The sequence below is a fragment of the Azospirillum cavernae genome, assembly GCF_003590795.1.
Classification (GTDB): domain Bacteria; phylum Pseudomonadota; class Alphaproteobacteria; order Azospirillales; family Azospirillaceae; genus Azospirillum; species Azospirillum cavernae.
Genome location: NZ_QYUL01000002.1, coordinates 813,976 through 833,772, shown reverse-complemented (window position 1 = coordinate 833,772; position 19,797 = coordinate 813,976). Strand labels below are relative to the sequence as shown.

The following is a 19,797-nucleotide window of genomic DNA, read 5'->3' as shown; positions in this document are numbered from 1 at the left end:
CCGTGATCCCCGAACTCGGCCATTACGCGCTGGTGCTGGCGCTGTTCGTCGCCTTTGTCCAGGCCGGGCCGCCGCTGATCGGCGCGGCCACCCGCAACGCCGCCTGGATGAACGTCGCCGGCCCCGCCGCCATCGCCCAAATGCTGCTGGTCCTGGTCGCCTATGGCGCGCTGACCTGGGCGCATGTGGTGTCGGATTTCAGCGTGCAGAATGTGGTGCAGAACAGCCACTCGCTGAAACCGATGCTCTACAAGGTGTCGGGCGTCTGGGGAAACCACGAAGGCTCGATGGTCCTGTGGATCGTCATGCTGACCCTGTTCGGGGCCGCCGTCGCCGCCTTTGGCCGCAACCTGCCGCCGACGCTGAAGGCGCGGGTTCTGGCGGTGCAGGGCTTGATCGGCATCGGTTTTCTGCTGTTCATCCTGACCACCTCCAACCCCTTCATCCGGGTGATCCCAGCGCCGCTGGACGGCAACGACCTGAACCCGCTGTTGCAGGATCCGGGGCTGGCCTTCCACCCGCCCTTCCTCTACGCGGGCTATGTCGGCTTCTCCATGGCCTTTTCCTTCGCCGTCGCCGCGTTGATCGAGGGGCGGGTCGATCCGGCTTGGGCGCGCTGGGTGCGGCCCTGGACGCTGGCGGCCTGGTCCACCTTGACCATGGGCATCGCTCTCGGATCCTGGTGGGCCTATTACGAGTTGGGTTGGGGCGGCTGGTGGTACTGGGATCCGGTCGAAAACGCCTCTTTCATGCCGTGGCTGGCCGGTACGGCGCTGCTGCATTCCGCCATCGTGGTGGAAAAGCGCGACGCGCTGAAAAGCTGGACCATTCTGCTGGCCATCATCACCTTTTCGCTGTCGCTGATGGGCACCTTTCTGGTGCGCTCGGGCATTTTGACCTCGGTTCACGCCTTCGCCGTCGATCCGGCGCGCGGGGCCTTCATCCTGGTGCTGCTGGCCATCGCCACCGGCGGGTCGTTGCTGCTCTACAGCCTGCGCGCCCCGGCGTTGAAGGCGGGCGGGCTGTTCGCCCCGGTCAGCCGCGAAGGCGCGCTGGTGCTGAACAATCTGCTGCTGTCCACCGCCACCGCCACCGTCTTCATCGGCACGCTCTACCCGCTGTTTCTCGACATTCTGAAGATGGGCAAGGTGTCGGTCGGCCCGCCCTTCTTCAACGCCACCTTCGTGCCCATCGCCATTCCGCTGGTCGCCGCCATGGTCGTCGGCCCCTTCCTGTCGTGGAAGCGGGCGGATCTGGGCGCGGCGCTGACCCGGCTGTGGGTCGCCGGGGTGGTCGTGGTCGTCTGCGTCGCCGTCACCGCCTATCTGACGGCGGGCGGCGGGCCGCTGCTGGCGCTGGTCGGGGTGGCGTTGGCCGCCTGGGCCATCGTCGGCTCGCTGGTCGAGTTCGCCGAGCGCATCCGCCTGTTCCGCGTGCCGCTCGCCGACAGTTGGACGCGCGCCGTCCATCTGCCGCGCAGCGCCTGGGGCATGACCATCGCCCACACCTTCATGGGCGTGTCCATCGCGGGCATGACCGCGACCTCGGCGTGGCAGAGCGAATCCATCGAGGCGATGCGTCCGGGGCAGACGGCCAGCCTCGCCGGGTACGAATTCCATTTCGACAGCGTCGGCCCGGTGGCGGGGGAGAATTACAAGGCCGACCGCGCCGTCTTCACGGTGACGAAGGACGGCCAGCCCGTCGCCACCCTGACGCCGGAACGCCGCAGCTACCCCGTCACCCGGATGACCACGACGGAATCGGCGATCCACACGACGATCTTTTCCGATCTGTATGTGGCGCTGGGCGACCCGACGCAGAACGGCGCGGCTTGGATCGTCCGCATCTATCACCACCCGCTGGTGCCCTGGATCTGGATCGGCGGCGTCGGCATGATGCTGGGCGGGCTGGTCAGCCTGACCGACCGCCGGTTCCGCATCGGCGCGCCCGAACGCCGCAGCGCCGCCAAAGCCGGGGTTTCCGCCCCGGCCCAGCCCGCCGAATGAAGACGAGAACGCCGTCATGCGCCGCCTGCTCTACCTGCTGCCCTTCCTGCTGTTCATCGGCGTCGGCGTGGCCTTTTATCTGGGGTTCCAGCGCGACCCGCGCGACATCCCGTCGGCCCTGATCGACAAGCCGGTCCCGGCCTTCGACCTGCCGCCGCTGCCGGGGCGCGCGGAAGGGCTGTCGTCGGCCCGGCTGACCGGCGACGTCACGCTGGTCAACGTCTTCGCCTCCTGGTGCATCCCCTGCAAGGCGGAACACCCGGTCATCACCCGGCTGGCCCGCGAGCAGGGCGTGACCGTCCGCGCCATCAACCACAAGGACAAGGCCGAAGACGCGCTGAGTTGGCTGGCCCGCAACGGCGATCCCTACGCCAGCATCGGCGTGGATTTGGATGGACGGACGTCGATCGACTGGGGGGTTTACGGCGTGCCGGAAAGCTTCCTGATCGACCGTCAGGGCCGCATCCGCTTCAAGCATGTCGGCCCGCTGACCCCGCAAGTGATCGAGGAGCAGATCCTTCCCATGGTCAAGCATCTGAGGCAGGGATGAGCGCGATTCGTCTCGCCGCCGCCCTTGCGCTGTCGGCGCTGGTCCTGTCGCCCGCCCTTGCGGTGCAGCCCGACGAGGTGCTGAGCAACCCGGCGCTGGAATCCCGCGCGCGGGACATCAGCAAGGATTTGCGCTGTCTGGTCTGCCAAAACCAATCCATCGACGACAGCAACGCCCCGCTGGCCCGCGACCTGCGCGTTCTGGTGCGGGAGCGGCTGACGGCGGGCGACGACGACGATGGCGTGATGGCCTACGTCACCGCCCGTTACGGCGATTACGTGCTGCTGCGCCCGCCCTTCAAGGCGACGACGCTGGTTCTGTGGATCGCCCCCTTCGCCATTCTGGCGTTGGGCGGTCTGGCGACCGCGCTGTTCCTGCGGGGACGGCGCGGCGTGACGGCGGGGGCCGACACCGCCCCCTTGAGCGAGGATGAGCGGCGTCGGTTGGACGCGCTGCTGCGGAAAGACGACGTCTGATGCTGTTCTGGATTCTCGCCGCCGCGATGACGGCGGCGGCGCTGCTGCTGATCCTGCCGCCGCTGTTCCACGCGGCCCCTCAGGCCCCCACCCGCGAGGCGTATGACCGCGAGGTCTACCGCGACCAGTTGGGCGAGGTGGACCGCGACCACGCGCGCGGCCTCATCAACGCCGCCCAGGCCGACGCCGCCAAGGCGGAGATTGGGCGGCGAATGCTGGCCGGAAGCGAAACGGCCGCCAGCCCCGCCACCGCGCCGCGCGCCGCGCGGGTTCTCGCCCTGCTGCTGGCTCTGCTGGTCCCCGTTGGCGCCGTGACCGTCTACGCCGTGCTGGGCCGCCCCGACGCGCCAGCCCAGCCGCTGGCGTCGCGCGCCTTGGAAAAGGAACGCTCCGGCCCGCCGCAATCGGTGCTCGCCGCCGTCGAGTCGCTGAAAAAGCAACTGGCCGAAAACCCGGACGATCCCCAGGGCTGGACCATTTTGGGCCAAGCCTACGTCAAGATGAACCGCCCGACCGAGGCGGTGGACGCCCTGCGCCGCGCCGTCGCGCTGAGCAAGGACGACGCCGAATTGCTCGGCCTGTTTGGCGAGGTGCTGACCGACGCCAACGACGGCACGGTGACGGAAGAGGCGCGCAACGCCTTCGATCAGGTCCTGCTCAAGGATCCCAAGGACGCCCGCGCCCGCTTCTTCGCCGCGCTGGGCCGCTATCAGGCGGGCGCCCAGCGCGACGCGCTGGACCGCTGGCGCGCCCTGCTGGCCGAGTCCCCAGCCAACGCCCCCTGGGTGCCGATGGTGCAGGCGCAAATTCGCGAGGCGGCGGTCGCCCTCAACCTCGACCCCGCCAGCGTCACGCCGTCGCCGCTGCCGCCCGAACAGCCCCCCGCCAACGCCGCCGCGCCGCAAGCCGCCGCCCCTGGACAAGCCGGACAAGCGCCGGGTCAACCCAGCGCCCCGGGACAACCCAGCGCCGAAGACCGCGACCAGATGATTCGCGGCATGGTCGCCAATCTGGCGACGAAGCTGGAGGCCGATCCGTCGGACATCGACGGCTGGCTGAAGCTGGTCCGCTCCTATGGCGTGCTTGGCGAGCGGGCGAAGGCCATGGAGGCCGCCGCCAAGGCCAAGGAGCGCGCGCCCAACCGGCCCGACGTGCTGGTCGCCTACGCCGGGGCGATCCTGCAATCCATCCCGCGCAGCGACACCCCCGCCCCGATGCCGGGCGAGGTGACGGCGGCCTTGCGTCAAGCGCTGGCGGTTGACGCAACCAACCGCGATGCCCTGTGGCTGCTGGGCCTGGACGCCATGACCACAGGCCACAAAACCGACGCGCAAGAGTTCTGGGGCCGTTTGATCGCCCAATTCAAGCCGGGCGACCCGGAGCACACCCTGTTGAAGGCGCGTTTGGACGCGTTGAAGAGCGGCGGCTGAGCCGCGTTTGACCCTGTTGGGTCATGTGGTGGGTTGGGTCGCGTGGTGGTGTTTTCTTCCGATCCTGGGCGGGCTATGCTGCCGCCCATGATCCTTCTGTTCACGGATTTCGGCCTGTCCGGTCCCTACACCGGGCAGGTCAAGGCGGCGCTGGCGCAACAGGCGCCCGGCGTTCCGGTGATCGACCTGTTCGCCGACGCCCCCGCCTTCGACCCGCAACTCTCCGCCTATCTGCTGGCCGCTTACGCCCCCGCCCTGCCGCTGGGCAGCGTCTTTCTGTGCGTGGTCGATCCCGGCGTCGGCACCGACCGCCATCCCTTGATCGTCGAGGCCGACGGGCGGTTGTTCGTCGGTCCCGACAACGGCTTGTTCGCGATTCTGGCCCGGCGCGCCACGACGCTGCGGGTGTGGCGGATCGACTGGCGACCGGAACGGCTATCGGCCAGCTTTCACGGGCGCGACCTGTTCGCGCCGGTGGCGGCCCGTTTGGCGCTGGGGCAGGCGGTGGAGCGCGAGGGGTTGGATCCGGCGGTCATCGCGCGGCCCGACTGGCCCGATGATCTGGCGCGGATCGTCTATGTGGACGTCTACGGCAACGCCATGACCGGGTTGCGGGCGGCGAGCCTGCCGGACACCGCGCTGTTGCGGGTTGGCGAGCGCGTGGCGCGGCGGGGCCGGACCTTTGCCGACGTCCCGGTGGGGGCGGCGCTGTGGTACGAAAATTCCAACGATCTGGCGGAAATCGCCGTGAATCGCGGGCGGGCCGACCGGGATTGGGGATTGGCGGTGGGGGATTGGGTGCTGGTGGGGTAGGGGAGGTTTGGGCCGCGTTTCGGCTTCGATGCCCCCTCCCTAACCCTCCCCCGCTTCGCGGGAGAGGGGACGAAGGCTGCCCTGCAACAAAGCTCCTGTTTCCCTCTCCCGCGAAGCGGGGGAGGGTTGGGGAGGGGGCAAAAGGCGCTTACCCAATAAAACTCAAATCGACTTGGTGTCGAGCGCGTAGCCCGCCGAGCGCACGGTGCGGATCAAATCCAGCTCGGTTTCTTCGTTCATCGCCTTGCGCAGGCGGCGGATGTGGACGTCGACCGTGCGCGGTTCGACGTAAACATCATGCCCCCAGACCAGATCCAGAAGCTGTTCGCGCGAGAAGACGCGCCCCGGATGCTGCATGAAATGGCGCAGAAGGCGGAATTCGGTCGGGCCGAGATGGACGTCGCGCCCGTTGCGGCGGACGCGGTGGGCCGCCAGATCCATGGTGACGTCGGCGAATTGCAGAGTCTCGTCGGTCATGCCGGGCGAGGCGCGGCGCAGCACGGCGCGCATGCGGGCGACCAGTTCGGTCGGCGAAAAGGGCTTGGTGATGTAATCGTCGGCGCCGGAATTCAGGCCGCGCACCCGGTCGCCTTCTTCCCCGCGCGCCGTCAGCATGATGATCGGAATGTCGCGGGTCTTGGCGTTGCGGCGAAGCTGGCGGCAAACCTCCAGCCCGCTCATCAGCGGCAGCATCCAGTCGAGCAGGACGATGTGCGGCGTCTGTTCCCCGGCCAGCAGCAGGGCTTCTTCGCCGTCGGTGGCGGTGACGACGCGGAAGCCATCCTTTTCCAGATTGTACTTCAGCAAGGTGACAATGTCGGCCTCGTCCTCGACGATCAGGACGAGCGGCTTCAGCGCCGCGTTCATGGTGGCTCCGTTGACTGCGCGCGCTTCGACGTTACCCAGCATCTTCTGTTCCTTCAACATAACAAGGCGTCAAGCCCGCCCGAAACTCCCTCTCCCGAAACAGGAGAGGGAGAGCGCGGCGGCGATCAACCGTAGCGGCCGGTGATGTAGCCCTGGGTGCGCTCGTCGCGCGGGTTGGTGAAGATTTCCTCGGTGTCGTCGCACTCCACCATGTCGCCCAGATGGAAGAACGCGGTCTTTTGGGAAACGCGGGCCGCCTGCTGCATGTTGTGGGTGACGATGACGATGGTGAAATTCTCACGCAGCTCGTCGATCAACTCTTCGATGTGGGCCGTCGCGATGGGATCGAGCGCCGAGCACGGCTCGTCCATCAGGATGACTTCCGGGCTGACGGCGATGGCGCGGGCGATGCACAAACGCTGCTGCTGACCGCCCGACAGGCCGGTCCCCGGTTCGCGCAGGCGGTCCTTCACCTCGTTCCACAGGCCGGCGCGCTGCAACGACTTCTCGACGACCTCGTCCAACTCTTCACGACCCGTGGCCATGCCGTGGATGCGCGGGCCATAGGCGATGTTGTCGTAGATCGACTTGGGGAAGGGGTTCGGCTTTTGGAACACCATGCCGACGCGGGCGCGGAGCTGCACGGCGTCGATGCTCTTGCCGTAGATGTCCTCGCCGTCGAGCGCGATCAGGCCATCGACCCGGCAGTTCTCGATGGTGTCGTTCATCCGGTTCAGGCAACGCAGGAACGTGGATTTGCCGCAGCCCGACGGGCCGATCAACGCCAGAACCTTGTTTTCCTGAATCTCGACGTTGATGCCCTTCAGCGCCTGCTTGGCCCCGTAGAACACCTTGACGTCGCGGGCGATCATCTTGTTCGGCACGACCTGAGCGGTGCGCCCGGCGGATTGCGGCTTGGTGTGGATCTGGGTCTGAACGCTCATGGCTTACCACCGCCTCTCGAATTTCTTGCGCAGGAAAACGGCCAACCCGTTCATCACGATCAGGAAGCCCAGCAGGACCATAATCGCCGCCGAGGTGCGTTCGGTGAAGGCGCGCTCGGGGCTGTCGGCCCACATGTAAATCTGCACCGGCAACACAGTCGCGCTGTCGGTCATGCCGTGCGGGATGTCGACGATGAAGGCGACCATGCCAATCATCAGCAACGGCGCGGTTTCGCCCAAGGCGCGGGCCATGCCGATGATGGTGCCGGTCAGAATGCCGGGCATCGCCAGCGGCAGCACATGGTGCGTCACCGTCTGCAACGGCGAGGCGCCGATGCCCAGCGCCGCTTCGCGGATCGACGGCGGCACCGACTTCAGGGCGACGCGGGCGGAGATGATGATGACCGGCAGGGTCATCAACGCCATCACCAGACCGCCGACCACCGGGGCCGAACGCGGCAGACCGAAGAAGCCGAGGAACACCGCCAGACCGAGCAGACCGAAGATGATCGACGGCACGGCGGCGAGGTTGTTGATGTTGACCTCGATCAGGTCGGTCCATTTGTTCTTGGGCGCGAACTCTTCCAGATAGACCGCCGCCGCGACCCCGATGGGAACCGACAGCGCCATCGTCACCAGCAGCGTCAGCATGGAGCCGACGATGGCCCCCCAAATGCCCGCCTGTTCGGCCTCGCGGCTGTCGCCGGCGCTGAACAGGGTGGTGTTGAAGGACTGGACCAGCGACCCTTGCGCGACCAACGTGTCAATCGCGGCGATCTTCGCGTCGTTCAGGCGGCGCTCGGCCTCCGGGGCGTTGCGGGGGAAATAGCCTTTGACGAACTGGTCGATTTCGTCGTCCGACCGCACCCAGATGGTTTGCGTCGTGCCGACGATGGCCGGGTTCTGCTTGACCAACGCCTCCAGCTCATAGGGCGCGCCGGACGAGAGAAGCTCGTTCAGCGTGCGCTTGCCGGTGCGGTCGGTGATCTGCGGGAACTGGGCGTAGATCGCCTGACGGAGGATGGCGGTGAAGTTCCGCTCCTCCACCTGGGCCTTGTCCAGCGTCACCTCAAGACGGATCTGCGACTGCCAGAAGGCGGTGTAGCCCTTCGACACGATGGAGGTGAGCAGCACCACCAGCATCATCGAAGCCAGCGCCAAGGCGGCGACGCCCGCGATCTTGAAATTGCGCTCGGCGGCGTAGCGACCGCGCAGGCGGCGAGCGAACTCTTCGCTCTGGTAATGGGATTTGGAAGCGGCGACGGACATGGCCCGCGTATCCTGTTGCACGAGATCAGTCATATTTCTCTCGATACTTCTGGACCACCCGCAGGGCGACCATGTTGAGGGAGAGAGTGACGAGGAACAGCACAAGGCCAAGGCCGAAGGCCGAGAGCGTCTTGGGGCTGTCAAACTCCTGGTCGCCGACCAGCAGCGTGGCGATCTGCGTCGTCACCGTCGTCACGGCGTCCAGCGGGTTGGCCGTCAGATTGGCGGTCAGGCCCGAGGCCATGGTCACGATCATCGTCTCACCGATGGCGCGGCTGACCGCCAGCATGACGGCGGCGACGATGCCGGGCAGAGCGGCGGGGATGACGACCTGACGGATGGTTTCCGACTTGGTCGCGCCCAAACCGTAAGACCCATCGCGCAGCGACTGCGGCACCGCGTTGATGACGTCGTCCGACAGCGAGCTGACGAAGGGAATAATCATCACGCCCATGACGATGCCCGCCGACAGCGCCGATTCAGAGCTGACGTCCAGGCCAAGCCCGTGCCCAATCGAACGGACGAAGGGGGCCATGGTCAGCGCGGCGAAGAAGCCGTAGACCACCGTCGGGATGCCCGCCAAAATTTCCAGGATCGGCTTCAGCCAGGTCCGCACATTCGGGTTGGCGTATTCCGACATGTAGATCGCCGACATCAACCCGACCGGAACCGCCACGACCATGGCGATGACGGTGATGAGCAGCGTGCCGGAGAAAAGCGGGATGATGCCGAAGGATCCCGAGGAGCCGACCTGATCCGCCCGCATCGCCATCTGGGGACTCCAGTGGACGCCGAACAGGAAGTCGATGGGAGAAACCATGGTGAAGAAGCGCAGCGCCTCGAACAGCAGCGACAGGACGATGCCGACCGTCGTCAAAATGGCGACCATCGAGCAGATCACCAGCGCGATGCTGACCACCCGCTCGACCCGGTTGCGGGCGCGCAGGTTCGGGCTGATGTGCTGGCGGCCATAGGCCAGTCCAACCACCGCCAAGCTGGCGCCGATGGCCAACAGGCTCCAGTCGCTGATCGCGCGCAGGCTGTTGTAATGGGCCGCCGCCGCCGTCACCGCCGGATCAACGTCGCGCCCGGTGGAAATTCCGTGGGCGATGTTGAGGATGTCGGCCTTCAGCAGGTTCAAAACCTGCGGGTCGCCGCCGCTCAGCCGGTCGGGCAGGGCCGACATGACCATGCGCATGATGAGCCAGCCTTCCGAGGCCGTCCACAGCACGAACAGGAACAGCGCAGGCAGACCGGCCCACAGGGCGACGTAGAAGCCGTGATAGGACGGAACCGAGTGAAGCTCGACGAGACGGCCACCGACGGAGGCGGCCGCACGCGTCCGGCCCATCTGGTAGCCGGAGACGGTGAGCAAGGCCAAGATGAGGACAAGAACAGTGATTTGCATGCGGAACCGCCGGGTCGGGGGCCAAAACGCCCACTTCGACGCGCGAAGCGGCGGCCCCGTGAAGGGCCGCCGTCCGCGCGTCGCGTAAGGATCAGAGCTGGAGCGGCGTCAGGTTGATCGCCGAGGTGCGGGCCGCCTCGCGGGCCGCCTTCGGCTCGGGGATCAGGCCCTTGTCGACCAGATAGCCGTCGTCGCCGACCGCACGCTCGGCGGTGTATTCGGCGATGAACTCGCGGATGCCGGGGATGACGCCCGCGTGCGCGTTCTTGACATAGACGAACAGCGGACGCGACAGCTCATACTTGCCGCTGGCGACGTTCTCGGCGGTCAGCTCGACGCCGTCCATCTTCGCGGCCTTCAGCTTGTCGCGGTTCTGGTCGATGTAGCTGTAACCGAACACGCCGAAGGCGCCTGGGTTGGCGTTCAGCTTCTGAACGATCAGGTTGTCATTCTCGCCAGCTTCCACATAACCGCCGTCTTCGCGGATGGTCATGCAAGCCTTTTCACGGGCCTTCTCGTCGGCGACCAAGGTCTTGACCTCGGGAACCTTCTTGCAGCCTTCGAGCATGGCCAGCTCGTTGAAGGTGTCGCGCGTGCCCGAGGTCGGGGGCGGGCCGATGACTTCGATCTCTTCGTTCGGCAGCTTGGCGTCGATGTCCGACCACTTCTTGTAGGGGTTGGCGACCATCTTGCCGTTGACCGGAACTTCCTTGGCCAGCGCCTTCCAGATCACGGCGGTGCTGATCGCGACGTCCGGGGCCTTCTTGGAATAGGCGAGCGCGATGCCGTCATAGCCGATCTTCAGTTCGGTGATCTGCGTGACGCCGTTGGCGGCGCACTGCTCGACTTCCGACTTCTTGATGCGGCGCGAGGCGTTGGCGATGTCCGGATGGGCCGGGCCGACGCCGGCGCAGAACAGCTTCAAACCGCCGCCGGTGCCGGTCGATTCGATGACCGGGGTCTTGAACTTGCCACCCTTGCCGAAGGCTTCGGCGACGGCGGTGGTGAAGGGGAACACCGTGGACGAGCCGACGGCGCGGATCTGGTCGCGCGACTGCGCTTGAGCGGAGGTGCTGGCGCCGGTGACGGCGACGGTCAGAGCCACAGCCGCCGCTGCGGTGAAGACGTGCTTCCTGGTGATCACGGGTAAACCCTCCGAATTGAGCCGATGGTTCGCGAGCGCGGCCCGCTGGCCTTGCCCCGTTGCGCGTCAGGTCTGAAGACCCCTATCGCGGTTGGCCGGACCTTAGTCGGGGAGGGAGACGCAATGATTACGCATTTATGACAGTTTCATGACGTCGTGTCCGGGGCGGATGGCTGGACTGCGCCGATCGGGCGGATGGCGCGCCCAACCGGCGCAAAAGCCCGCTCACCCCGCCTTGCGGCGGGCCGCCGCGTCGGCCAATTCGTCCGCCGCCGGAAGATAGACGGTGAAGGCGCTGCCGATCCCGACCTCGCTTTCGATGGTCAGGCGCCCGCGATGGCGGTTCAGGATGTGTTTGACGATGGCCAGCCCCAGCCCGGTTCCGCCCATGGCGCGGGAGCGCGCCGCGTCCACCCGGTAAAAGCGTTCGGTCAAACGGGGCAGGTGGGTGCGGGCGATGCCGTCGCCCTGGTCGCGCACCGACACCGACACCATCGCCGCGCCCGTACGCCCGGCCCGGCGGCCAACGGCAGGAAGCCCGGCGAAACCGACCGCCGAACCGTCAACCAGCGCGACGCTGACCGTCACGTCACTGTTTTCACGGGTGTATTTGATCGCGTTGCTGACCAGATTTTGGAAGACTTGCGTCAACTGGTCGTCATCGCCGACCACGCGCGGCAACCCTTCCGGCGCGTCCAGGATCAGTCGAATCCGCCGCTGCGCCGCCTTGATCTCCAGCGCGGCGATGACGTTTTCCAACTCGTCGAGCACGTCGACTCGACCGTTGGGCGGCATATGCTCGTCCAATTCGATGCGCGACAGCGACAGGAGATCGTTGACCAGACGGCTCATCCGGCTGGCTTGATCGTGCATGATGGCGAGAAAGCGTTCCTGCGCGTCGGGATCGTCGCGCGCCGGTCCTTGCAGCGTCTCGATGAAGCCCAGCAGCGAGGACAGCGGCGTCCGCAACTCATGGCTGGCGTTGGCGATGAAGTCCGCCCGCATCTGTTCCGACCGGCGGGCGGCGGTGACGTCGTGCAGCGCCAGAATGGCCATGCGGGCGATCTGCGGCGGCGGCGACGGCGATGTGACAACGCCATCGACGGGATCCGGCAGCGGATCGACGGCGGGCAGGCTGCGTTGAAAGGGCTTCACCTGCGCTTCAAAGGTTCGTTCGACCGGCACCGGCAGGGTGAATTCGATGACCCGCGTCGCCCCGCCGCGCAGCACGGCGTCCACCGCCTCCAGCACATGCGGGTTGCGCAGGGTGGAGGCCAGATCGCGGCCCAACACCTTGTCGCCGAACAGGTCCCGCGCCGCCAAATTGGCGCGCGCCACCTGCCGGGAGGCGTCCATCACCACCAGCGGGTCGTGCAACGCGTCAAGAATCGAGTCGTTGGCGTCCAATTGAGCCTGAACGCTTTCCGTCCGCCGGGCGGCGGCGCGGTGCAACCGGGCGACCGCCGCGACCAGCCCCCCCAGCGCCACCGGGTTTCCCGCCGGAGGCGTCGGACTTCCCGCGTCGCTCAGCCGGGTGGCGTAATCGGCCACAGCGGCGGCCTCGCGCTGGTGGATCCGTAAGGCCAAGGCCGCGCCCAGCAGGGGCAGCAAACCAACCAAAGCGGCCAAACCAGGCCCCAAGGCTTCGGACCGGACCGCCAGCGCCACGGCCACCAGCAGCGGCGTCAGCATCAGGCCAACGGCGATCATCAATCGGAAGGGCGGCATCGCCTTGAGGCGCATGGCGGCACCGGAATGGTGGAAGGGACAAACGATGCGCCGTTTTACACCAGGACTGTGTCTCTTGCGCGATGGTCACAAAAGATTCACTCGCACCGCACACGCTGGCGTGCGCTCCCCCACAATCCCGAAGGATCGTGGTGGAGCGCGCCACGGCGCCCTCTTACCAGGGCAGCGTTTACCAGGGCAGCGAATCATGCGCCGCCAACGCGGCGGCGGTGACGATGTCGTTGACCGACGACCCCATGCTGACGATCTGGGCGGGCTTGTCCAAACCAATCAGCAACGGGCCGATCATCTGGCCGCTCGCCATCTTGCTCAACAGCTTGGCCGAGATGTTTGCCGAATGCAGGCCCGGCATAATCAGCACGTTGGCCGGACCGTTCAGCCGCGAGAACGGGTAAACCCGCTTCATCAACTGGTAATCCAGCGCGACGTCGGCGGACATTTCGCCGTCATACTCGAAATCGACTCGGCGGCTGTCGAGGATGGCCAGCGCCTCGCGGATCGGGTCGGTGTTGGGGTGCGGCGTCTGCCCGAAGTTGGAGAAGGACAGCAGCGCCACGCGCGGCTCATGCCCCATCTGCCGGGCCTTGGCGGCGGCGCCGACGGCGATGTCGGCCAGTGTCGCCCCGTCGGGACGGACATGCACCGTGGTGTCGGCGATGAAGACGGTGCGGTTGCGGGTGATGAACAGATGCAGGCCAAACACCGGCTCGCTCGCCTTGGCGTCGATGACGCGGCGCACCTCTTCAAACGCCACGCCAAAGCTGCGGGTCAGGCCCGTCACCATGGCGTGGGCGTCGCCCTGCGCCACCATGCAGGCGGCGAAGACGTTGCGGTCCTGATTCACCATCCGCTGGCAATCGCGCAGCAGGGCGCCCTTGCGTTGCAGGCGCCGGTACAGATGGTCGCTGTAACGGCGGTTGGCGTCGGACAGGCGGGCGTTGTGGATTTCAAAGGTCACATTCGGCTGGCCCATGGCCGCCAACTGCTCCTTGATGACCTCTTCGCGACCGATCAGCACCGGCGTGCCATAGCCCGCGCTGCGGAAGGACATGGCGGCGCGGATCGTCCGCTCCTCCTCGCCCTCGGCGAAGACGACGCGGCGCGGGTTGGTCCGCACCTTTTCCAGAATCAGCTCCAGGCTGTCCGCCGTCGGATCCAGGCGGGTGCGCAGGGTGTGGCGGTAGGCCGACAGATCGACGATGGGCTTGCGCGCCACCCCGGACTCCATCGCGGCTTGCGCCACGGCGGCGGGGATGGTGACGATCAGGCGCGGATCGAAGGGCACCGGGATGATGTATTCCGGGCCATAGCGCAGGCGACGGCCCGAATAGGCGGCGTCCACCTCGTCCGGCACGTCCTCCCGCGCCAGGGCGGCGATGGCCTTGGCGGCGGCGACCTTCATCGTCTCGTTGATCGTGGTCGCCCGCACGTCGAGCGCGCCCCGGAACAGATAGGGGAAGCCCAGGACGTTGTTGACCTGGTTGGGGTAGTCCGACCGCCCCGTGGCGACGATGGCGTCGCCGCGCACCGCCTTGACCTCTTCCGGGGTGATTTCCGGGTCGGGGTTGGCCAGCGCGAAGATGATCGGCTTGGGGGCCATCGACTTGACCATCTCTTGCGTCATCGCCCCCTTGGCCGACAGACCGACGAAGACGTCGGCCCCAGCCACCGCCTCAACCAGCGTGCGGCGGTCGGTGTCGGTGGCGAAGGCCGATTTCCACTGGTTCATGCCGTCAGTGCGGCCGCGATAGACGACGCCCTTGGTGTCGCACAGCGTGATGTTTTCACGTGAAACACCGACGGTGCAGAACAGCTCGGCGCAGGCGATGCCCGCCGCGCCGGCCCCGTTCACCACCATCTTGATGTCTTTGAGGTTCCGCCCGGTGATGTCGCAGGCGTTGATGAGACCGGCGGCGGCGATGATCGCCGTGCCATGCTGGTCATCGTGGAACACCGGAATGTCGAGCAGCTCGCGCAGCCGTTCTTCGATGATGAAGCAGTCGGGCGCCTTGATGTCTTCCAGATTGATGCCGCCGAAGGTCGGGCCGAGGAAGCGCACGCAATTGACGAACTCGTCCACGTCGCGGGTGTCGACCTCCAGATCGATGCCATCCACGTCGGCGAAGCGCTTGAACAGCACCGCCTTGCCTTCCATCACCGGCTTGCCCGCCAGCGCGCCCAGATCGCCCAGGCCAAGCACCGCCGTGCCGTTGGAGATGATGGCGACCAGATTGCCCTTGGCCGTGTAGTCATAGGCCAGCGAGGGATCCTCGGCGATGCGCAGGCAGGGAACCGCCACGCCGGGCGAATAGGCCAGCGCAAGATCGCGCTGCGTCGTCAACGGCTTGGTCGGCGTGATCTCCAGTTTGCCGGGCCGCCCGCTGGAATGCAGCAGCAGGGCTTCTTCGTCGGTGACGCGCTTGTTGTCAGACATGGGTGTCGTGTTCCTCAACGGAGAGCTGATGCCCGTCGGTCGTCGTTGGGCCTGCTGCGGTTGTGTCCCGGTGGGTCTCGCTGCCGACGGTGGGGTTGCGATGTTAGCCTCCCCATGGCGGCCTCGCCAAGCCCGCTTTGTGGTTTCTCGCACGAAAGATGCGAAAAAAGAGCCGTCCGCGACATAACCCGTCATGAAGCGGCAACAAGCCGCACGCGGGCCGTCCGATTCCACCGCGCCTTGACAAAGCTCCAGCCTCCCTCTCCCGCGAAGCGGGGGAGGGCCGGGGAGGGGGCAATCGTTTCCCGCATGGCCGCCGCGATTTGGCGGGAGCGCAAAGCGTGTCTACAGTGCGTTCACGTCTCTTCCCTTCCCATTCCGTCGGAGCCATCCGCTTGTCCCTGACCCCGCAGGAACGCCGCCTCACGCTGGTCATCGCGGCGGTGCAGTTCATCAACATCCTGGATTTCATGATGGTGATGCCGCTCGGCCCCGATTTCGCCAAGGCGCTCGACATTCCGGTCGCCCACATCGGCTACATTGGCGGCAGCTACACGGCGGCGGCCAGCGTCGCCGGGCTGCTTGGTTCGCTGTTTCTCGACCGCTTTGACCGGCGCAAGGCTCTGGCCGTGGCGATGGCCGGGCTGGTGATCTCCACCGCGCTCGGCGGGTTCGCGTGGGATCTGCCCTCGCTGCTGGCCGCCCGCGTGCTGGCCGGGCTGTTCGGCGGCCCGGCGGTCGCCATCGCCATCGCCGTGGTCAGCGACAGCGTGGCGGCGGAGCGGCGCGGGCAGGCGACCGGCATCGTCATGTCATCCTTCTCGCTGGCCGCCATCGCCGGGGTTCCGGTGGGGTTGGAGCTGGCGCGGCTGGGCGGCTGGCGGTTGCCCTTCTTCGCCGTCGCCGCCGCCGGGCTGGTCGTCGCCGCCATCGCGCTCGCCATTCTGCCGCCGCAGCGCGGCCATCTGACCAGCGAGACCGGCCCCGGCGCCTGGGTGCGCTTCACCGCGCTGTTGACCCGACGCAAGACGTGGCTGGCTTACGCCACCGTGGCTTTGATCCAGATCCAGCAATTCATGATTATTCCCAACATCGCCTCCTATGTGCAGGGCAATCTGGGCTTTCCGCGCGAGCATCTGGGACTGTTCTATTTGATCGGCGGTTCTTTGAGCTTCCTCACCACGCGCTGGGCCGGGCGGCTGGTGGACCGGGTGGGGGCGTCGCCGGTGACGTTGGCGGGGACGGTTGGTCTGACGGCGGTCATCTACGTCGCCTTCGTCAATTACCCGGCCTGGATGCCGGTGCTGGCGGTGTTCCCGCTGTTCATGATGTTCATCGGCATCCGCATGGTCGCCAACGGCACCGCCCTGTCGCGCGTTCCCGACCCGGCGGAGCGCGCCGGGTTCATGGCGCTCGTCTCCGCCGTGCAGCACATGAGTTCGGCCTTTGGCGCCTTTCTGTCCGCCCACATCCTGGAAAACGCGGCGGATGGCGCGCTGGTCCATGTTCCGCTGATGGCCACGGTGTCGATCGGGATCGGCCTCGCCGTGCCGCTGCTGACCCTGTGGCTGGAACGCGCCTCCCGCCCCGCCGTTGCGGCGCTGGACGCGGTGGGGCGGAGTCGGTAGCTTGCGGCCACTTGACAACCGACCGTTTGGATGATGCCCATGCGCCCCTCAGGCCGCGCCCTCGATCAACTGCGCACCGTCTCGCTCGAACCCGGCTTCAGCAAATACGCCGAAGGGTCCTGCATGGTGCGCTTCGGCAACACGCATGTGCTGTGCACGGCCAGCGTGGACGAGACGGTGCCGCGCTTTCTGAAGAACACGGGCCTCGGCTGGGTCACGGCGGAATACGGCATGCTGCCGCGCTCCACCCACAGCCGCACCGACCGTGAAGCCGCCAAGGGCAAGCAGTCGGGCCGCACGCAAGAGATTCAGCGCTTGATCGGTCGCGCGCTCCGCGCCGTCACCAACCGCGCAGCGATGGGCGAAAAGCAGATCAAGATCGACTGCGACGTCATCCAGGCCGACGGCGGCACCCGCACCGCCGCCATCACCGGCAGTTACGTCGCCCTGCATCTGGCCTTTCAGCATCTGATCGACATCGGCGCGCTGAAGACCATGCCGTTGACCGATCAGGTCGCCGCCGTGTCCTGCGGCCTCTACAAGGGGAACGCCGTCCTCGATCTGGATTACCCCGAGGATTCCAACGCCCAGGCCGACGCGAATTTCGTCCTGACCGGCAAGGGCGGCATCGTCGAAATCCAGGGCACCGCCGAGGAAGCCCCCTTCTCCGAACCGCAATTCCTGGAGCTGCTGGCGCTCGCCCGCAAGGGCGTGGACGAGCTGGTGGCGCTGCAAAAATCCGTTTTGGGCGTCAAGTAAGGGCAATGACCATGAGCGCACCCCGCCGCTTCACCGGCGACACCCTGGTGATCGCCAGCCACAATTCGGGCAAGGTTCGCGAAATCGCCGAGCTTCTCGCCCCCTATGCGGCGCATTTCACCACGGCGGGGGCGCTTGGCCTGCCGGAACCGGAGGAGACCGGCGACAGTTTCGTCGCCAACGCCGAATTGAAGGCGCGGGCGGCGGCGTCCGCCGGTCACATCGCGCTGGCCGACGACAGCGGGCTGGTGGTTCCGGCGCTGAACGGCGATCCCGGCATCTATTCCGCCCGCTGGGCCGGGCCGGAGAAGGATTTCGCCCTCGCCATGGCCAAGGTGGAGGAGGGGTTGGCGGGCAAGACCGACCGTTCGGCCTATTTCGTCTGCGCCCTGTCGCTCGCCTGGCCCGACGGCCATGTCGAAACGGTGGAAGGCCGTTGTTACGGCACGCTGGTGTGGCCGCCGCAGGGCGAGCATGGCTTCGGCTATGACCCGATGTTCCGCCCCAACGGCTACGCCATCACCTTCGGCGAGATGGACCCGACGGAAAAGCACGAGATGAGCCACCGCGCCGACGCCTTCGCCCAGTTGGTGGAGCGTTGCTTCCAGTGAGCCAAGATCCGGGCTTCGCGGCCCCTGGCTTCGCCATTTATGTCCATTGGCCTTTCTGCAAGTCGAAATGCCCCTATTGCGACTTCAACAGCCATGTCCGCGAGCGGGTCGATCACGACCGCTGGCGGGCGGGTCTGTTGCGGGAGCTGGACCATTACGCCGACCAGACCGCCGGACGCCGCGTCACCTCGGTGTTTTTCGGCGGCGGCACGCCGTCCTTGATGGAACCGGCGACGGTCGGCGCGGTGATCGACCGCATCGCCGAACGCTGGCCGGTCGCCGACGGTCTGGAAATCACGCTGGAGGCGAACCCGACCTCGGTCGAGGCCGACAAGTTCCGCGCCTTCCGCAGCGCCGGAATCAACCGGGTGTCGCTGGGCATCCAGGCGTTGGATGACAACGCCCTGCGCTTTCTCGGTCGCCAGCACAGCGCGTCGGAGGCCACCGGAGCCATCACGCTGGCCGCGACGATCTTTGACCGCTTTTCCTTCGACCTGATTTACGCCCGCCCCGGCCAGAGCGTCGCCGCGTGGGAGGCCGAGTTGACGCAAGCGCTCGACCACGCCGTCGGTCATCTGTCGGTCTATCAGTTGACGATCGAGGAGGGGACGGCCTTTTTCCCCCTGCACGCGCGCGGCGATCTGGTGTTGCCGGACGAGGATCTCGCTGGCGACCTCTATGAGGCCACGCAAAGCCTGCTGACCCGCGCCGGGCTTCCGGCCTATGAGATTTCCAACCACGCCCGCCCCGGCGAGGAAAGCCGCCACAATCTGACCTATTGGCGTTATGGCGATTACATCGGCGTCGGACCGGGCGCGCATGGGCGCTTGACCCTGGATGGTGAGAAAGTCGCGACCCGCGCCCACCGCGCCCCGGAAATCTGGCTGGAGCGGGTGGAACGCGATGGCCACGGCGCGGCGACGCCCGATCCCATCGACCGCCGGGCGCGCGGCGCCGAGCTGTTGATGATGGGGCTGCGGCTGACCGAAGGCGTTCCGCTCGCCCGTCTGGTCGAGGAATCCGGCCTGGATCTGGGGGCCTTCATTGATCCAGCGGCCCTGAAACGGCTGACCGACGGCGGGTTTTTGACGGTCGAGAAGGACCGTTTGCGCGCCACCCATGAGGGACGGCAAAGGCTGAACGCGGTGTTGGCGGCCTTGCTGGCCTGAGAAAAAGGAACACGCTGCCCATGCGCATCACCCTGGTGGTCGCCGCCGCCGCGAACGGCGTGATCGGCAAAGACGGCGGCTTGCCTTGGGATTTGCCCAGCGACCTCAAGCGCTTCAAAGAGTTGACGCTCGGTAAGCCCATCCTGATGGGCCGCAAGACCTGGAACTCGTTGCCCCGCCGGCCGTTGCCCGGTCGCGACAATCTGGTCGTCAGCCGAACGCAACCAACAGGACCGCGCGACGGCGCTCATTGGTTCCGCGATTACACCGGGGCGCTGGATTGGGCGCGCAAGACGAGCGCGGCGGAACTGTGCGTCATCGGCGGGGCCGCTCTGTTTGCCGACATCATGCCGCTGGCCACCCGCATCCACTTGACCCGCATCGACCACACTATCGACGGCGACACCATTTTGCCGCCGCTGGGGGATGACTGGGTCGAGCGCTGGTCCAGCCCGCCGCAGGAGGAAAACGGCCTGCGGTTTCAGTATGTCGATTGCGAGCGGGTGACGTCGGGCCTTGGCGAGGGTTAAGTCCCCGCCA

At 66.8% G+C, this 19,797-nt stretch carries 17 protein-coding genes; 10 read left to right on the top strand and 7 right to left on the bottom strand.

The window, feature by feature from the left end:
- Positions 1-2 precede the first annotated feature (2 nt).
- The 5 genes from D3877_RS15175 to D3877_RS15155 all read left to right on the top strand — a co-directional run bounded on the left by D3877_RS15175 (position 3) and on the right by D3877_RS15155 (position 5,275).
- Positions 3-2,006 (top strand): heme lyase CcmF/NrfE family subunit, encoded by a 2,004-nt coding sequence (locus D3877_RS15175; RefSeq protein ID WP_119831586.1) that lies wholly within the window; start codon positions 3-5, stop codon positions 2,004-2,006.
- Positions 2,007-2,022: 16 nt separating this feature from the next.
- The gene (locus D3877_RS15170) at positions 2,023-2,556 is read left to right on the top strand and encodes a DsbE family thiol:disulfide interchange protein (RefSeq protein ID WP_119831585.1); all 534 of its coding nucleotides are present in this window, start codon (positions 2,023-2,025) and stop codon (positions 2,554-2,556) included.
- Positions 2,553-3,032: a cytochrome c-type biogenesis protein gene (locus D3877_RS15165; RefSeq protein ID WP_119831584.1), complete on the top strand. Its 480-nt coding sequence runs from the start codon at positions 2,553-2,555 to the stop codon at positions 3,030-3,032. Before D3877_RS15170 ends, D3877_RS15165 begins: the two co-directional genes overlap by 4 nt.
- A complete protein-coding gene (ccmI, locus tag D3877_RS15160) occupies positions 3,032-4,462 on the top strand; it encodes a c-type cytochrome biogenesis protein CcmI (protein ID WP_119831583.1) in 1,431 nt (476 codons plus the stop codon). Before D3877_RS15165 ends, ccmI begins: the two co-directional genes overlap by 1 nt.
- Positions 4,463-4,549: 87 nt before the next feature.
- Entirely contained in the window at positions 4,550-5,275 is a 726-nt protein-coding gene (locus tag D3877_RS15155; RefSeq protein ID WP_119832471.1) for an SAM hydrolase/SAM-dependent halogenase family protein, read from the top strand.
- Between the two features lie 162 nt (positions 5,276-5,437).
- Here D3877_RS15155 and phoB read toward each other — a convergent pair whose 3' ends face one another.
- From phoB to D3877_RS15120, 7 genes are all read right to left on the bottom strand, one after another.
- Positions 5,438-6,142: a phosphate regulon transcriptional regulator PhoB gene (phoB, locus tag D3877_RS15150; protein ID WP_119832470.1), complete on the bottom strand. Its 705-nt coding sequence runs from the start codon at positions 6,140-6,142 to the stop codon at positions 5,438-5,440.
- A 125-nt stretch (positions 6,143-6,267) separates the two neighbouring features.
- Entirely contained in the window at positions 6,268-7,086 is an 819-nt protein-coding gene (pstB, locus tag D3877_RS15145; protein WP_119831582.1) for a phosphate ABC transporter ATP-binding protein PstB, read from the bottom strand.
- Positions 7,087-7,089: 3 nt separating this feature from the next.
- Complete coding sequence (gene pstA / locus D3877_RS15140; RefSeq protein WP_238474900.1) at positions 7,090-8,355, bottom strand: phosphate ABC transporter permease PstA; 1,266 nt, start codon at positions 8,353-8,355, stop codon at positions 7,090-7,092.
- A 25-nt stretch (positions 8,356-8,380) separates the two neighbouring features.
- Entirely contained in the window at positions 8,381-9,763 is a 1,383-nt protein-coding gene (gene pstC / locus D3877_RS15135) for a phosphate ABC transporter permease subunit PstC (protein ID WP_119831580.1), read from the bottom strand.
- A gap of 91 nt (positions 9,764-9,854) precedes the next feature.
- Positions 9,855-10,907, bottom strand: coding sequence for a PstS family phosphate ABC transporter substrate-binding protein (locus D3877_RS15130; protein WP_119831579.1), 1,053 nt, complete (start codon positions 10,905-10,907; stop codon positions 9,855-9,857).
- Positions 10,908-11,132: 225 nt separating this feature from the next.
- Entirely contained in the window at positions 11,133-12,650 is a 1,518-nt protein-coding gene (locus D3877_RS15125; protein ID WP_119831578.1) for an ATP-binding protein, read from the bottom strand.
- 175 nt (positions 12,651-12,825) lie between these two features.
- Entirely contained in the window at positions 12,826-15,090 is a 2,265-nt protein-coding gene (locus D3877_RS15120) for an NADP-dependent malic enzyme (RefSeq protein WP_119831577.1), read from the bottom strand.
- 395 nt (positions 15,091-15,485) lie between these two features.
- Between D3877_RS15120 and D3877_RS15115 the strand changes: the two genes are divergently transcribed.
- Genes D3877_RS15115 through D3877_RS15095 form a run of 5 tightly spaced genes read left to right on the top strand, consistent with a single transcriptional unit; the run spans position 15,486 to position 19,787 of the window.
- Positions 15,486-16,718, top strand: coding sequence for an MFS transporter (locus D3877_RS15115; RefSeq protein ID WP_199720815.1), 1,233 nt, complete (start codon positions 15,486-15,488; stop codon positions 16,716-16,718).
- Between the two features lie 39 nt (positions 16,719-16,757).
- Positions 16,758-17,477 (top strand): ribonuclease PH, encoded by a 720-nt coding sequence (gene rph / locus D3877_RS15110; RefSeq protein WP_119832468.1) that lies wholly within the window; start codon positions 16,758-16,760, stop codon positions 17,475-17,477.
- Between the two features lie 11 nt (positions 17,478-17,488).
- The gene (gene rdgB, locus D3877_RS15105) at positions 17,489-18,088 is read left to right on the top strand and encodes an RdgB/HAM1 family non-canonical purine NTP pyrophosphatase (protein ID WP_119832467.1); all 600 of its coding nucleotides are present in this window, start codon (positions 17,489-17,491) and stop codon (positions 18,086-18,088) included.
- Entirely contained in the window at positions 18,076-19,257 is a 1,182-nt protein-coding gene (gene hemW / locus D3877_RS15100) for a radical SAM family heme chaperone HemW (protein WP_420796900.1), read from the top strand. Before rdgB ends, hemW begins: the two co-directional genes overlap by 13 nt.
- A gap of 20 nt (positions 19,258-19,277) precedes the next feature.
- Positions 19,278-19,787 carry a dihydrofolate reductase gene (locus D3877_RS15095; protein ID WP_119831575.1) on the top strand — a complete coding sequence of 170 codons (510 nt, stop codon included), beginning with the start codon at positions 19,278-19,280 and terminating at the stop codon, positions 19,785-19,787.
- Positions 19,788-19,797 lie beyond the last annotated feature (10 nt).

Coding starts and splice junctions, on each gene's coding strand:
- D3877_RS15170 (WP_119831585.1), top strand. CDS start 2,023: ATGCGCCGCCTGCTCTACCTGCTGCCCTTCCTGCTGTTCATCGGCGTC.
- D3877_RS15165 (WP_119831584.1), top strand. CDS start 2,553: ATGAGCGCGATTCGTCTCGCCGCCGCCCTTGCGCTGTCGGCGCTGGTC.
- ccmI (WP_119831583.1), top strand. CDS start 3,032: ATGCTGTTCTGGATTCTCGCCGCCGCGATGACGGCGGCGGCGCTGCTG.
- D3877_RS15155 (WP_119832471.1), top strand. CDS start 4,550: ATGATCCTTCTGTTCACGGATTTCGGCCTGTCCGGTCCCTACACCGGG.
- phoB (WP_119832470.1), bottom strand. CDS start 6,142: ATGAACGCGGCGCTGAAGCCGCTCGTCCTGATCGTCGAGGACGAGGCC.
- pstB (WP_119831582.1), bottom strand. CDS start 7,086: ATGAGCGTTCAGACCCAGATCCACACCAAGCCGCAATCCGCCGGGCGC.
- pstA (WP_238474900.1), bottom strand. CDS start 8,355: ATGTCCGTCGCCGCTTCCAAATCCCATTACCAGAGCGAAGAGTTCGCT.
- pstC (WP_119831580.1), bottom strand. CDS start 9,763: ATGCAAATCACTGTTCTTGTCCTCATCTTGGCCTTGCTCACCGTCTCC.
- D3877_RS15125 (WP_119831578.1), bottom strand. CDS start 12,650: ATGCGCCTCAAGGCGATGCCGCCCTTCCGATTGATGATCGCCGTTGGC.
- D3877_RS15120 (WP_119831577.1), bottom strand. CDS start 15,090: ATGTCTGACAACAAGCGCGTCACCGACGAAGAAGCCCTGCTGCTGCAT.
- rph (WP_119832468.1), top strand. CDS start 16,758: ATGCGCCCCTCAGGCCGCGCCCTCGATCAACTGCGCACCGTCTCGCTC.
- rdgB (WP_119832467.1), top strand. CDS start 17,489: ATGAGCGCACCCCGCCGCTTCACCGGCGACACCCTGGTGATCGCCAGC.
- D3877_RS15095 (WP_119831575.1), top strand. CDS start 19,278: ATGCGCATCACCCTGGTGGTCGCCGCCGCCGCGAACGGCGTGATCGGC.